Here is a 14237-nt window from a genome sequence, read left to right on the forward strand (position 1 = left end):
ATCTGATCATCCTGGACGACTGGGGTCTTGCGCCAATGACCGATCTACACCGCCGGGATCTGCTCGAACTGCTGGAGGATCGATATGGCAAGCGATCGACCATCGTCACCAGCCAATTGCCGGTCACAGCCTGGCATGAGTCCATCGGTGATCCAACCCTGGCCGATGCCATTCTCGATCGGCTCGTACACAACGCTTATAAAATTGAATTGAAAGGAGAATCGATGAGAAAACACGCCATCAGCCTTGACCAAAACTGACAGTCGATTTACAAAAAGACTCCAGCGTCGCTTCGCTCCGACAGGTGGCCCACTTTGCTCCAGAAATGGTGGTCCAGTTTAAAACGGAATCACTGGCCCACTTTCACCGGAATACGCAGTTGTTGCCTTTGCTGTAGGCTGGCTGTTCTTCACGAACGTGATAGCCCCGCCCAACCCAAAGTGACAGAGTCAATCGTTAGGTGGTAGGCTTTTTCGATTTCGATTTCGATTTCGATTTCGATTTCGATTTCGATTGAACAACAAACATATTTTGCCTGTCCCCTTTTTTTTTCAATCCTCACCTGCCCAATGTCTCAGTCAATCGGCGCAAGGAAAAGACGTCTTCCAGCCCCCTCACCGCTACCGGATTCTTATCCGGGTTGTCTTCTTCAGAGCACCAGCGTCGCCAGTGGGTTCGGACAAAATCACGACTGCCGATAATCACGCTATCAGTAAAATAGCGCGAACGGGACAAAAATCGATCGACTGGTGGCTTGGTATAGTTGCGTGCCTGCTCTTGGGTGACAATCTGACCATCAATATGTGCCCCTTTATCCGTCGGTAATGCGCCGACCTCGTAGACAAACTGGCGATAACGCCGTAACTGCTCATCGACTGATAGCTTCTCCGCCCCCACCAGACCGAAATCCAGTGACAAAAATCGGCTCCTGTTGCCCATCTGGCTGTGATACCCCAGTGAACTCCAGCGATAATCGTCAGGACGTGCGACCAATCCGGCACGAATGGGGTTCAAGTCCACATAGGCCAGGCAGTTGATCAGGGTATCGCCATCCTCGACCAGCACACTCTTGAACCGCTCACCCCAGAAAAAACCACGGCGGTTATGGCGCTTATTGTAATAGCGCGAAAAGGATTGTTTGATCTCCTTCATCATTTCCGACAACTGCTGCCATTTATAGCGCAGCATGGCAATCTGACCTGGCAAGGGCGAATCTTTGGTCTCGTCATCCTGATAATACAGAGCGTAGCGGCGCTGGATTTCGGTATCGGAATACCCCTCATCCGGATGCATACGCACCACCAGATGAAAGTGATTGCCCATAATGCAAAAGCCCAAAACATCGGCAAAATAAATGGATGTAAAGTGGCGAATGACCTGCAGCAGATGGTCTTTTTCGGCATCACCCAGGACAAAACCATCCAATGCCGTGCGCGACATCAGATGATAAACCGCCGACTCACCCTCAACAACCAGACGCGGACTACGCGGCATAACTACTACCTCCAGAATATTCCCCACAAAGACCAGCAACCGAAAACTGACACATCACAAACTCAACACCAACCTAACCCGACACAAATCGCCACGTCAATCATATTTCGCCTGTCCCTTTTTTTTACGTCAATCATATTTCGCCTGTCCCCTTTTTTTCAATAATGCAAAAGCCCAAAACATCAGTGAAATAGATGGATGTAAAGTGGCGAATGACCTGCAGCAGATGGTCTTTTTCGGCATCACCCAGGACAAAACCATCTAATGCCGTGCGCGACATCAGATGATAAACCGCCGACTCACCCTCAACAACCAGACGCGGACTGCGCGGCATAAATACTACCTCCAGAATATTCCCCACAAAGACCAGCAACAGAAAACTTACACGTCACAAACGCACCACCAACCTAACCCGACACAAATCGCCACGTCAATCATATTTCGCCTGTCCCCTTTTTTTTACCTTCGCCTGTCCCCTTTTTTTTTTTTGCTTTTTTTCGGTTCATAACGTGGCATCAGCGCATTATGCGAACCGAAAGAATGCCGCTGTGGTTTGTCAAAGAACAGAACAGTTGAGTTGATCCCAGTTCCAGCTCAACAAAAATTTATTCAGGAAACCCTATATACAAAAAAACCCGCATAAGCGGGTTTTTTTGTATATTAAAACTTATAGAAATTAAGGTTTTCGAATTTCGATTTCACCTACTGTGCTATCAAAAAACACATCTGTGATGGTGGTAGCAGCAGCATTTGTTGCAGTGATCGTGAATGTAGTACCATCTCCACCCACAGCTATATCAACATCATTATTTCCTGATGTTTCAACAGTTAAAGCATCCTCCGCATCAGCACCAGTATAAGTATCGTTGTCAATCCAAAACATCTCCATCGCAGAAGCAGTATTTCTTACGTCAGCCTGCATTGATGAGATGTAAGCCCGCTCACGATAAGCCGCAAACTGCGGAATGGCAATCGCTGCCAGAATACCGATGATCGCAACAACGATCAGCAATTCAATCAGGGTGAAACCTTTTTGATTCTTAATCAATTTACGCTGGGGTTGGACAACTGTCATTTCTTGATTCATAACGTTTCTCCTTTTATGAAGAGTGAGATTTGTCACCGGCACTGCTGCCGGTGTGCATGTGCTTCTTATTTGTTAGACTTAGCAACACACGTGCCAAAGCCAGAACTAAAAATCCACAACCGCGATAAATCCTCCAATCGCTGGTTGCCTTGGCCTTTATAAGGCCGTAAAAACGTGGTTTTTAACTACAAAAAAAATTCAAAAAAATCCTAGGAGAGAAATTTATATAAGAGGGTAACGGTAAGGGAACCAGCTTTGTGAGTCTTAATTCATGATGAAGGGTCAATTTTTGTCAGTGGGAGATGACAAAAATTGTTAGTGGGGAGTGGGGAGTGGGGAAAAACAAAAACATTTTAACGCAGAGGCGCAAGAGGCGGAGAGGCGCAGGAGGAAAATCTTTCAGGCTTTTTCACGGTAAAATCTTTGAACCGCACGCGGTAGGGTCAACGGCTGAAACCAGGTAGTGGGGAATGGGGACTGGGAACTGGGCAAAGGCCTTTATTCTCCTACCCACTACCCACTACCCACTACCCACTACCCACTACCCACTACCCACTACCCACTACCCACTACCCACTACCCACTACCCACTACCCACTACCCACTACCCACTACCCACTACCCACTACCAGTTTATTTCATCAGCTCATCAAGCGAAGGCCAGGCGCCGCCCTTTAGGTTCGGGGATCGGGTCGTTATACTCACGCGCAGTTTCTATCCACAGTTCCATAGCCGACTGAATCTGGACGAGAGCTTCTTCATAGGTTGCTCCGTGGGCCATACAACCTGGCAGTTCCGGTACCTCAGCAACAAACGCCTGATCTTCCATGCTCCAGTAGATAATAATTTCGTATCTATTCATCATCGTCTGCTCCCAACTTGTAGAAGGTCAATACGCACCTGACTTGTTTTACCTCAGTTCTCTGCGCCTCTCCTTCTCAGCGCCTCTGCGTTAGAGCCTTTGACCTTGACAATAAAACCAGTAAAAACTTGGAATCGATGCTTTACCGATCAACCCAGTAATCTGGAAGTCGGTGCTGATGGGCTATCGCAAGAATGATCAGACTGCTACCTTCGACAGAAAAAAGCACCTTGTAAGGAAAAGCGCGAACAAACGCCTTACGAACTGAACCCCTAACCGCAGGAAAGGAATCAGGAAACTCCAAAATACGGGCAATAGCAGCACGTACTTCTTGTTTGAAACGAACACACCGAGACCAGGATGTTGTAACTCGTAGTAGGCAACAGAATCATCAAGTTCGCTTCTGGCATGAAAAGTAAAGTGAACCCTCATGCGCCGAACAGTTCCTCCATGGATATTGTCTTCATTTTACCTGCACGATAGGCTACAAGACGCCGCTGGGCTTCTTCAAGCCAGATATCATCAATTGTCGGATCAGGGCGATCAACACTCTCAAGCAGTAGATCAACCAGAACTAATCGGTCTTGGGGTTTTAGTTGCAGTGCATTTTCTAAAACTTCCTGAGTGCCCATAAAAACTCCTCTGTAACTCAACGTTAGAAATTAATCTTATCAGACTTTAGTCTAAATGGCATCAGCGTTCACAGATTCACGATCAAGCTGGGGGGGGACTACAGAATACAGAATACAGAATTCAGGAGAAAACCAGGCTAATTTTAACGCAGAGGCGCGAGAGTTGGATGGGCGGAGAGAATAGGAATGTGGCAACCTGGATTCTGCTCCCCCTTGGAGATCTTTGTGTCTTGGCGGCATTTTTTGATCATAGGGATAAATCAGCCACCAAGGCGCCAAGACCACCAAGAAATGCTTGGATAAAGACAGAAATTCGATGTTTATCTCAGCGCCTCTCCGTTAAAGCCTTTGACCGCGTCTTCTTTGACTTTACCGTGTCGAGAAGGTTTTGAATTTTTTTCAAAATGTTACATCCGATTTTATCAGATGTTGATCGCGGCTAAATTGCCTGTAAAAGTTTTTTTGCATCGAAAAATCATCGATTATCCCGGCAATTTGAGCTGCCCTGAAAACGATATTTCGATACGCTCTGTCACCATTTATGTTAAAATAGCAAATTCAATTATTTCGATTTTTAACAGCTGATCATGAATGGGGCTGATATATGCTCGACTTCTTTTACCATGGGTGAGTTTTTTCTGACAGCTCATGCTCAATTTGTCGCAACCGAGAGGAACATAAAACTTTCGTGGATAGAAGCAGTACTAACGCAGCCTGACGTTACCGAAACAGATCCAAAAGATCAGGAACTTATCCACTCCCTGGGAAAGATATCCGAAAACGATGGTCGCGTACTGCGCGTTATTCATTCACGAACCCAGCCCATGAGGGTTGTAACAGTTTATTTTGATCGAAGCATGCGAGGCAAACCATGAAAGTTCATTTTGACGAGAAAGCTGATGCCGTTTATTTGAAACTCACTGATTCCAATATTGTTGAATCTGAGGAGGTATCTCCCGGCATCATCCTGGATTTTGACGAAAACAATCAGGTCGTCGGCATTGAAATGCTGCGGATTCAGAGCAGAGTCCCCCTGGCTAATCTTAAACAGTTGCAATTTGAAGTCGCTTGAAGATACAGGGGCGGGGATAAAAACGGAATTCAGAATACAGAATTCAGGAGAAAACCAGGCTAATTTTTACGCGGTGACGCAGGGGTTGGAGAGGTGGAGAGGAAAATCTTTCAGGCTTTTGTCACGGTAAAATCTTTAAACCGCGCACGGTAGGGTCAACACCTAAGGTCGGGGACTGGGGACTGGGGACTGGGGACTGGGGACTGGGGACTGGGAACTGGGGGCTGGGTTAAAGCTTTTATTCTCATCCCCGCCTCTCCTCCTCTGCGCCTCTCCGTTAAAGCCTTTAATCGCGGCTAAACCTGCTCATCTTAATTTCGCGGATCCATCACCCTGAGCTGATATTTAGCGATGAGCTCGTCGGCGGTTACAAGGATCATCCCTTCTGCCTGCGCTTGCGCGATCAACATCCGGTCAAAAGGATCGCGGTGGATTGCTGGCAGACGTCCGGCAAGCTGGCCATGATAGAGACTGATTGGCAGCTTGCTGAAACCTTCATCTTCAACGACAGAATCCATATCCTCCGGAGCCTCTAGCTTGCCAAGAGACATTTTTACAGAAATCTCCCAGATTGTGGCTGCGCTGACAAACACCTGGTTACGTTCATCACTGATCATTTCACGGCAACGATCGCCAAGCTGTGTTGAATCAGCCAGCCACCAAAGAAGGGTGTGGGTGTCGAGTAAAAATCGCTGCATCAATCATTCCCCTCAAAAGCTTCAATAATATCTTCCGGGGTGTGATCAAAGTCATCTGCCATGTGTATCCGCCCCTTGAACCGACCGGGCTTACGCTGAATACGATTTTCGCGATGAGGAAGGAGATCGAGGTAGGGCTTGCCAGCCTTAGCAATAACCACCCTTTCCCCTCGCCAAACTTTTTCTGCCAATGCAGAAAGTTGGCTTTTTGCTTCATGCATATTCACTTGCATAGTAACCTCCATAATTAGTTAGCTAATTATGACTAATCTGTTAATTTCTGTCAATATCCCCGCGCGGCAAGGCGGGCAGATGTGGGCAAGCACACCAAGAGAAGCTTGGCTTGCCAGGTTCTATCCTAAATACCCTACCCTTAGTGCCACTTTCGGTTTGCTTCATTCTGCCCTCAATAGTCTTCTTCTCTATTTTGTCTGCTGATAAAACATGCTATAAAACCACCCAGTTTTCACCCTGAAGGACTGGTAACGCCAATGGATACCCTTACCCTGATCGGCATTGCTGTTGCCCTGGCGATGGATGCTTTTGCCGTGGCGCTGGCGGCGGGACTGACCCTGGCCACGGTAACCTACCGTCACCTGTTCCGTTTCGGCTTTCACTTCGGCTTATTCCAGGGGATGATGCCGGTGCTGGGGTGGATGGCCGGGGTAGGGCTGCGCCATTACATGGAAGCCTTCAGCCACTGGCTGGCATTTGTGCTATTATCCCTGATCGGCATCAAGATGCTGTACGATGCCCTGACGGACGATGATGAGGATGCTGAGCCTAAGGACCCGACCCGTGGTGTCTCGCTGGTCATGCTGTCGATCGCTACCAGTATTGATGCTCTGGCGGTCGGTTTCAGTCTGGCGCTGCTCGGGGTGTCGATCTGGATGCCGGCCCTGGTTATTGGCGTGACCGCTTCAGTTTTTACTTTGGGCGGCATGCTCCTTGGTCAACGGATCGGCACCTTGTGGAGCAGCAAGGTTGAATGTGCCGGCGGCTTGCTGCTGATTGCTATTGGTCTGAAAATATTACTGGAAAACACCCTGTTTAAGTGAGTCACATGATGACATCTTCACACCGCTTACCTGCCGAATGGGAAGCGCAGGATGCCGTGCTGCTGGCCTGGCCGCACCACAACAGCGACTGGGTCGATATCCTGGATGAGGTGCTGCCGGTCTACCTTGACCTGGCGCGCCAGATCAGCCGTTTTGAGCGGGTGATTATCATCACCCCGGAACCGGAGGTTGTGCGTGCACAACTGCGGGATGCCGGGATTGTCAGCGACCGGATACATCTAATCAATATCCTTACCAACGACACCTGGATACGCGACTTCGGTCCGATCACTGTTTTTACCAACGGGCACCCCTGCCTGCTCGATTTCGGCTTCAACGGCTGGGGGCTGAAGTTCGCCGCCGACATGGACAATCTGGTGACCCGGCAACTTGCCCGTACCCCGCTTTTTTCCGCGATACCAACAGAAATCATCGGTCTGATGCTCGAGGGGGGAAGTATTGAGTCGGACGGCAAGGGGACCTTGCTGACCACGTCCAACTGCCTGCTCAACCCGAACCGCAACCCGCACCTGACCAAGGGTCAGCTGGAAACTGAACTGCGTACCCGATTCGGCCTTCAGCAGATTCTCTGGCTTGACCACGGCTGGCTGGCCGGTGATGACACCGATGCCCACATCGACACCATCGCCCGGCTCTGCCCTGATGACAGGATCCTTTATGTCCGTTGTGACGATCCCCAGGATGAGCACTATGACACGTTCCAGCGGATGGAACAGCAACTGCGCAGCTTCACCACAACCACCGGCACCCCTTTCAGGCTTATTCCCCTGCCCTGGCCTCAAGCCCAATATGAGGGGGAGCAGCGTTTGCCGGCAACCTACGCCAATTTTCTGATCATCAATGGAGCGGTACTGGTGCCCTGCTACCAGGATGCCGCTGACCAAAAAGCCCTGGAAACGATAGGCGCCTGCTTTCCCGAGCGGGAAATCATCGGCATCGACTGCCGCCCCCTGATTAAACAGCATGGCTCACTGCACTGCGTTACCATGCAGTTGCCGACCGGAGTAGTATCATGAGCACGCTACACGTTGGCCTGGTACAGCACTCCTGTACGGCAGACCGCGACGAGAATATTGAACGCAGTATCAAAGGCATCCGCCAGGCCGCAGGGCAAGGAGCCGATCTGGTGGTGTTGCAGGAATTGCATACCGGCCTGTACTTCTGTCAGAGCGAAGACCCCGCTTCCTTTGATCTGGGCGAAACCATCCCCGGCCCCAGTACCGAAATCTTCGGTCAGCTGGCGCGGGAACTGGGGATTGTTGTGGTCCTCTCCCTGTTTGAAAAACGCGCGGCGGGACTCTACCACAATACCGCTGTCGTACTGGAAAAGGATGGCCGGATGACCGGATGCTATCGTAAAATGCACATCCCTGACGATCCCGGCTACTATGAAAAATTCTACTTCACCCCCGGCGATCTCGGCTTTACCCCGATTACAACGTCTGTTGGCACCCTCGGAGTGTTGGTCTGCTGGGATCAGTGGTATCCGGAAGCGGCACGTCTGATGGCCCTGGCCGGGGCGGACCTGCTGATTTACCCCACCGCCATCGGTTTCGACCCTGAGGATACGGCGGAGGAACAACAACGCCAGCGCGACGCCTGGATCACCATCCAGCGCAGCCACGCGATTGCCAATGGTCTGCCACTGGTGGCGGTCAATCGCAGCGGCTTTGAGGCTGATCCATCCGGGGCTACCTCCGGCGCGCAGTTCTGGGGAAGCAGTTTCGTTGCCGGCTGCCAGGGGGAAATCCTGGCCCAGGCTGCTGCCGAGAAGAACGAGGTCCTGTGTGTTTCACTGGATCTTACGCGCACCGAACAGGTACGGCGCATCTGGCCTTTCTTGCGCGACCGACGCATCGACGCTTACGCTGATCTGAGCAAAAGATTCATCCGTTAAGCGCACACTGATAACAACCCCTGCCCCTTTGCTGGAGCCTGTCATGAATTTTATCTGTATTTCCCCTCACTTCCCCCCGAACTTTGTCAGCTTCTGGACCCGTCTGGCGGCAGCCGGCATTCGGGTTCTGGGCATTGCCGAGGAACCTTATCACCTGCTCCCGCGCGAACTGCAGCAGGCGATGACTGAATACTACCGGGTCGAAAACCTGAATGATTACGGCGAAGTGATCCGTGCCTGCGGCTATTTTACCCACCGCTACGGTAAGATCGACCGGATTGAATCCCACAACGAGCACTGGCTTGAGCTTGATGCTGCCCTGCGTAGCGATTTCAATGTTTCCGGCATCAAAGATGATGAGATTATGGATATGAAACTGAAATCGCGCATGAAAAAGGCGTTTAAAAAGGCGCGAGTCACAGTGGTTGACGGCACTATCGTCAACGATAAGGCAAAGGCGCAGACCTTTATCGCCGACCACGGCTATCCGGTGATCGTCAAACCGGACAACGGCGTTGGGGCTGCCGACACCTGGCGCCTGAATAACGATGCCGATCTGGAGCATTTTTTGGCGCGCAAGCCTGGGGTCGATTATTTCATGGAACCCTTTGTCACCGGCGGCATTGAAACCTTTGATGGTCTGGTGGATGCCACCGGGCAGGTGGTTTTTTATTCCTCACTGGTCTATGGCAGCGGCGTCATGGAAAGCGTCAACAATGAGGTGGACCTCCACTACCACATCCCTCGGGTTCTGCCGAAAGACCTGGTGAAGGCCGGGCTGGCGACGGTTAAAGCGTTCGGGATTCGTGAACGATTTTTCCATGTCGAATATTTCCGCACCCCGGAAAATCAGCTGATCGGCCTGGAAATCAATATCCGTCCCCCCGGCGGGCTGACCGTTGACATGTTCAACTATGCCAATGACATCGATATTTTCAGTGAGTACCGCAACATTGTTCTGGGCCGCCCTTTCAGTGCTGATATTTCACGCAAATACGTCTGCCACTACGCCGGCCGTAAATACGGCAAGCCTTACAGCTACAGCGTTGACGAGATCCTCTCCCGCCACGGCGCGACGATCGCTCACCACCAGGCGATCGACTCTATCTTCAGTGCCGCTATCGGCAACTACGGCTTTATCATCCGTACGGCGACCATAGAAGAAGGACAGGCGGTAGTTACTGACATTCACCGGCTTGACCATCGATGAGCAGCAACCTGCTGACCATTGAGGACTTCCCCTCTCGTGCGCTGCAATCCAGCCGGAGGATTCGCATCCTGCTGCCTCACGATTATCGAGTAACGGCAGCCCGACGCTACCCGGTTCTCTATGCCCACGATGGCCAGAATCTGTTTGCAGACAGTGAGTCTTTTTCGGGACAGGGGTGGCACCTTGATCGCATCCTCGGTGATCTGATCGGCAGCGGGCAGATTGAACCGCTGATTCTGGTGGCCATCGATCACGCCGGCAGTGGCCGGCTAGCTGAATTTGCCCATCAGGATCGCATCCACGATGGTCAGTTCATCAGCGCCCGGGGCAGCCGGTACGAAGAATTTCTGGCGGCGGAACTCAAACCTCATATCGACCACCTCTTTCTCACCCGCCCCGAACCGCGGGCCAACGTCCTGATGGGCTCCTCCATGGGTGGGCTGGTCAGCCTGAATATCGGATTGCGCCGCAGCCACCTGTTTGGCGCGATTGCCGCCCTCTCCCCCTCATGCTGGTGGAATCCGGACAGCTTTAAAGCCGACCTGCGACAGTATCAAGCGGCCTTGTCCGGGTTAAAGATCTGGCTCGATATCGGGGGACGGGAAGGACGCTATGGTGATGATGTTGAGGAGATTGCCGCCTATATTGCGCAGCTCAGTGAACATGATGAGAAGATGCTTCGCTACGACCTTGATCCTGCTGCCGACCACTCGGAGAGGGCCTGGCGCAACCGTGTCCATTTGCCGCTGAAGTTTTTATTCGGAGTGAATAGGAAGTAATCAATCAGCCACCAAGGCTCCAAGGTCACCAAGATAAGCAGGGTATGGATTTTGTTGCAACCCGCCCTCAGGTTTTGCCTCTCTTGGTGTTCTTGGAGTCTTGGTGGCTAAAAGTTTTTACAGCCCGGCTCTGGATTTTAGCGATTCGACGCGATCCGTCCGCTCCCAGGTAAAGTCCGGCAATTCGCGGCCGAAGTGACCGTAAGCGGCTGTCTGTCGATAGATCGGGCGCAGCAGATCAAGATGTTTGATGATCGCTGCCGGACGCATGTCAAACTCAGTCTGGACAATTTCGGCGATCCGGTTGGAGGGGATCTTGCCGGTGCCGAAGGTATTGATCATGACCGAGACCGGATCGGCCACCCCGATGGCGTAGGCCAACTGGACTTCACACTTGCGCGCCAGCCCCGCAGCAACCAGGTTTTTTGCTACATAACGGGCCATATAGGAGGCACTGCGATCGACCTTGCTCGGGTCTTTACCGCTGAAAGCACCGCCGCCATGGGAACCATGACCACCATAGGTGTCAACAATGATTTTGCGCCCGGTCAAACCGCAATCACCCATGGGTCCGCCGATCACAAAGCGGCCGGTGGGGTTGATCAGGTAGCGGGTTTTACTGTCGATCAGCTCTGCCGGCAGATTGGGTTTTATCACCTCTTCCAGGATCGCTTCTTTGAGGTGATCATAGGTCACATCAGGCACATGTTGGGAGGAGAGCACCACCGTATCGATGCGCGTGGGTCGATCATCTACATACTGGATCGACACCTGAGATTTGCTGTCGGGGCGCAAAAAGGGTAACTTGCCGCTTTTGCGCGCGTCGGCAAGCTTGCGGGTCAGACGGTGGGCAAACATGATCGGCATCGGCATCAACTCGGGGGTTTCATCACAGGCAAAACCGAACATCAGCCCCTGATCACCGGCGCCCTGTTCCTTGAACAACCCCTCCCCCTCACTCACCCCCTGGGAAATATCCGGCGACTGCTGATCGATAGAGGTCAAGACCGCACAGGTTTCATAGTCAAACCCCATGGCGGAATCACTGTAACCGATGTCCTTGATGGTCTGACGCACAATGGTCGGCAGATCAGCATAGGCGGAGGTGGTGATTTCACCGGCAATCATCGCCATTCCGGTGGTCACCAGGGTTTCGCAGGCGACCCGGGCTTTGGGATCCTGAGCGAGGATCGCATCGAGCACGGCGTCGGAAATCTGATCAGCCACCTTATCCGGGTGCCCTTCACTCACAGATTCTGAAGTAAACATAAAATCAGTCATGGCCATTGGCTTTATTCCTCCTGAAAATAATGAACTTTTTTAAATTCGACAAAATAGGATAGTCGATTGTGCGCGTCAACTATAATTGTTGCATTTTTTTCGTATTTACAGCAATGGACGGGCAAACAAATCAGGCAACAGAACGCGCATTTGTTGATCAATGGTGGCCGACACCTCTTTGCTGGTTGGTAACTGTAGCAATTTCTCCACCAATGCCTCCCCCTGTTGTTTGGACACATGACGCAATACCCGCTTGACCCGCGGAACACAGGACGGGTTCATCGACAGACCATCAAGACCGAGGCCGATCAGCACCAGGGTGTACAAGGGCTCACCGGCCATCTCGCCGCAAATGCACACGCTGATGCCGGCCGCATGAGCAGCGTCGCAGGTCATTTTCAGCGCACGCAAAATGGCCGGATGGAAGGGGTCGTAGAGATAGGCGACATGCTGATTACCTCGATCTACAGCAAGAAAATACTGAATGAGGTCATTGGTGCCGATGGAGAAAAAATCAACCTCCTGTGCCAGAAATGGGGCAATCATCACCGCTGATGGGGTTTCGATCATAATACCGACGGGAATGTCAGGGTTACAGGCAAGCCCCTCCTGTTCTAATTCGGTTATTACCTCACGCAGAATCCGTTTACAGGCACGGATTTCTGCAACACCGCTGATCATGGGAAACATAATCCGCACCGGTCCCCGTCCGGATGCCCGCAGAATCGCCCGCAACTGAACCCGGAACAGGTTTTCCTCCTGCAATGAAAACCGGATAGCCCGCAACCCCATGGCAGGGTTTGCCTCATCATCCAGATTTAATCCGGCAACAAACTTGTCCCCTCCGATATCCAGGGTACGGATGGTAATCGGCTGACCACCTATCTTGTCCAGGGCACTGCAATAGGCTTCAAACTGCTCCTCTTCAGTCGGCGGCTGCTGGCGGCCCAGATAGAGAAACTCCGTGCGATACAAGCCAATGCCTTCAACCCCGTGCTTGTGTGCCAGCTTGAACTCACTCTCCATTTCAAGGTTGCCACACAATGAAATACGCACGCCATCGGTAGTTACAGCCTCCAGATTGCGATAATCTTCGAGTTCCTGGGCAAGTTGGGCTAAATGCTTTTTACGATCCTGGTATTCATTGATTGTTGCGGTAGAGGGATTAAGGATAACGATCCCGCTTTCACCATCGACAATAATCGTCTGGCGGTCCTCGACCTGTGAGGTAATGGTCTCCAAACCAACAACCGCCGGGATATCGAGGGAGCGGGCAAGAATCGCGGTATGGGAGGTCCGTCCGCCCTTGTCAGTGAGAAATCCGAGCACCCGCGAACGATCGACCTGCATGGTCTCTGCCGGCGACAGATCGTGAGCAACAATGATCGATTCCTTTTCTACCCGACTGGTCAGTTGCTCAGCGGCGCCACACAGGATTCGCAACAGGCGCTCACCCACGGCATCAACATCGCTGCGCCGTTCACGTAAATATTCATCCTCGATATTATCAAAAAGGCTGCGCAGATTTTTCAGCACCTGACGCAGGGCACTTTCGGCATTGCGCTGAGTACGAATGGCGGTCTCGGTCGCGCCCACCAGCATCTCGTCCTCAAGAATCAACTTATGGGTATCAAGAATATACAGATGCTCGCGCAGATGAACCTGCCCCGACACCCGCTCCTTGATGCGCTGGAGCTGGGTCGCAGCCTGCGCTACGGCGTGACGAAAACGCTCAATTTCCGCATCTATCTCATCCGCTTCGATAAAGAACTCGTAAACCGGATAACGATGATCGAGCAGATTGACCTGGCCGATGGCGATGCCGGGGGAAACGCCGATACCCACCAGATAAATATCTTCTGTTGATCTATTCTTCTCCAAAACCATCCTCAATCAGTTCGGCAAGTTGCTGCATCGCCAGTTCTTCGTCTGAGCCATCGGTCATCAGCAGGATGTCGCTCCCCTTGGGAGCGGCCAGCAATAGAATTCCCATAATACTTTTGCCGTTGACCTCCATGTCCTCCTTTTTAATGGTAATTTCAGAGGAAAAGCGGCTGGCCGTTTTGACCAGCAGTGCGGCGGCCCGGGCGTGCAGGCCGAGGCGGTTAATAATCGTGAAGTTGCGTGTCAGCATAATCAGAGCATC

At 51.7% G+C, this 14237-nt stretch carries 18 protein-coding genes; 8 read left to right on the forward strand and 10 right to left on the reverse strand.

Annotated features, from left to right (window positions below):
- Window positions 1-260, forward strand: a 260-nt coding sequence (locus tag ICT70_RS13175) for an ATP-binding protein (RefSeq protein WP_191157398.1), incomplete at its 5' end; no start/stop codon positions are given.
- Window positions 261-558: 298 nt separating this feature from the next.
- On the opposite strand, the gene ICT70_RS13180 is transcribed toward ICT70_RS13175, so the two are convergent.
- From ICT70_RS13180 to ICT70_RS13205, 5 genes are all read right to left on the reverse strand, one after another.
- Complete coding sequence (locus ICT70_RS13180; protein WP_191157400.1) at window positions 559-1494, reverse strand: transposase; 936 nt, start codon at window positions 1492-1494, stop codon at window positions 559-561.
- A 133-nt stretch (window positions 1495-1627) separates the two neighbouring features.
- Window positions 1628-1828 carry a hypothetical protein gene (locus tag ICT70_RS13185; protein ID WP_191157402.1) on the reverse strand — a complete coding sequence of 67 codons (201 nt, stop codon included), beginning with the start codon at window positions 1826-1828 and terminating at the stop codon, window positions 1628-1630.
- 342 nt (window positions 1829-2170) lie between these two features.
- The gene (locus ICT70_RS15200) at window positions 2171-2539 is read right to left on the reverse strand and encodes a type IV pilin protein (RefSeq protein ID WP_337906864.1); all 369 of its coding nucleotides are present in this window, start codon (window positions 2537-2539) and stop codon (window positions 2171-2173) included.
- 691 nt (window positions 2540-3230) lie between these two features.
- The gene (locus ICT70_RS13195) at window positions 3231-3446 is read right to left on the reverse strand and encodes a type II toxin-antitoxin system HicB family antitoxin (RefSeq protein ID WP_224747055.1); all 216 of its coding nucleotides are present in this window, start codon (window positions 3444-3446) and stop codon (window positions 3231-3233) included.
- 425 nt (window positions 3447-3871) lie between these two features.
- On the reverse strand, window positions 3872-4075 hold the full coding sequence (locus tag ICT70_RS13205; RefSeq protein ID WP_191157406.1) for an addiction module protein: 204 nt from the start codon (window positions 4073-4075) through the stop codon (window positions 3872-3874).
- 623 nt (window positions 4076-4698) lie between these two features.
- On the opposite strand from ICT70_RS13205, the gene ICT70_RS15315 reads away from it, so the two are divergent.
- A complete protein-coding gene (locus ICT70_RS15315; RefSeq protein ID WP_224747062.1) occupies window positions 4699-4950 on the forward strand; it encodes a DUF4258 domain-containing protein in 252 nt (83 codons plus the stop codon).
- Complete coding sequence (locus ICT70_RS13215) at window positions 4947-5147, forward strand: DUF2283 domain-containing protein (protein WP_191157410.1); 201 nt, start codon at window positions 4947-4949, stop codon at window positions 5145-5147. The genes ICT70_RS15315 and ICT70_RS13215 overlap by 4 nt, the downstream gene beginning before the upstream one ends.
- Before the next feature lie 311 nt (window positions 5148-5458).
- On the opposite strand, the gene ICT70_RS13220 is transcribed toward ICT70_RS13215, so the two are convergent.
- Both ICT70_RS13220 and ICT70_RS13225 read right to left on the reverse strand, forming a co-directional pair.
- Complete coding sequence (locus tag ICT70_RS13220; RefSeq protein ID WP_191157412.1) at window positions 5459-5845, reverse strand: type II toxin-antitoxin system VapC family toxin; 387 nt, start codon at window positions 5843-5845, stop codon at window positions 5459-5461.
- Window positions 5845-6078 carry a type II toxin-antitoxin system Phd/YefM family antitoxin gene (locus ICT70_RS13225; protein WP_224747056.1) on the reverse strand — a complete coding sequence of 78 codons (234 nt, stop codon included), beginning with the start codon at window positions 6076-6078 and terminating at the stop codon, window positions 5845-5847. The genes ICT70_RS13220 and ICT70_RS13225 overlap by 1 nt, the downstream gene beginning before the upstream one ends.
- 258 nt (window positions 6079-6336) lie before the next feature.
- Here ICT70_RS13225 and ICT70_RS13230 point away from each other — a divergent pair, with 258 nt between their 5' ends.
- Genes ICT70_RS13230 through ICT70_RS13250 form a run of 5 tightly spaced genes read left to right on the forward strand, consistent with a single transcriptional unit; the run spans window position 6337 to window position 10810 of the window.
- Window positions 6337-6903 carry a manganese efflux pump MntP gene (locus tag ICT70_RS13230; protein WP_191157416.1) on the forward strand — a complete coding sequence of 189 codons (567 nt, stop codon included), beginning with the start codon at window positions 6337-6339 and terminating at the stop codon, window positions 6901-6903.
- Between the two features lie 8 nt (window positions 6904-6911).
- Window positions 6912-7940 carry an agmatine deiminase family protein gene (locus ICT70_RS13235; protein ID WP_337906865.1) on the forward strand — a complete coding sequence of 343 codons (1029 nt, stop codon included), beginning with the start codon at window positions 6912-6914 and terminating at the stop codon, window positions 7938-7940.
- Entirely contained in the window at window positions 7937-8821 is an 885-nt protein-coding gene (locus ICT70_RS13240) for a carbon-nitrogen hydrolase (RefSeq protein WP_191157420.1), read from the forward strand. Before ICT70_RS13235 ends, ICT70_RS13240 begins: the two co-directional genes overlap by 4 nt.
- Before the next feature lie 43 nt (window positions 8822-8864).
- Complete coding sequence (locus ICT70_RS13245) at window positions 8865-10031, forward strand: ATP-grasp domain-containing protein (protein ID WP_191157422.1); 1167 nt, start codon at window positions 8865-8867, stop codon at window positions 10029-10031.
- Complete coding sequence (locus ICT70_RS13250; RefSeq protein ID WP_191157424.1) at window positions 10028-10810, forward strand: alpha/beta hydrolase; 783 nt, start codon at window positions 10028-10030, stop codon at window positions 10808-10810. The genes ICT70_RS13245 and ICT70_RS13250 overlap by 4 nt, the downstream gene beginning before the upstream one ends.
- A gap of 117 nt (window positions 10811-10927) precedes the next feature.
- Here ICT70_RS13250 and metK read toward each other — a convergent pair whose 3' ends face one another.
- From metK to ICT70_RS13265, 3 genes are all read right to left on the reverse strand, one after another.
- The gene (gene metK / locus ICT70_RS13255; protein WP_191157426.1) at window positions 10928-12097 is read right to left on the reverse strand and encodes a methionine adenosyltransferase; all 1170 of its coding nucleotides are present in this window, start codon (window positions 12095-12097) and stop codon (window positions 10928-10930) included.
- A 99-nt stretch (window positions 12098-12196) separates the two neighbouring features.
- On the reverse strand, window positions 12197-13978 hold the full coding sequence (gene ptsP / locus ICT70_RS13260; RefSeq protein WP_191157428.1) for a phosphoenolpyruvate--protein phosphotransferase: 1782 nt from the start codon (window positions 13976-13978) through the stop codon (window positions 12197-12199).
- On the reverse strand, window positions 13959-14225 hold the full coding sequence (locus tag ICT70_RS13265) for an HPr family phosphocarrier protein (protein ID WP_191157430.1): 267 nt from the start codon (window positions 14223-14225) through the stop codon (window positions 13959-13961). Before ICT70_RS13265 ends, ptsP begins: the two co-directional genes overlap by 20 nt.
- Window positions 14226-14237 lie beyond the last annotated feature (12 nt).

It is taken from the genome of Pelovirga terrestris (assembly GCF_014773365.1).
Taxonomy (GTDB): Bacteria; Desulfobacterota; Desulfuromonadia; order Desulfuromonadales; family Geopsychrobacteraceae; genus Pelovirga; species Pelovirga terrestris.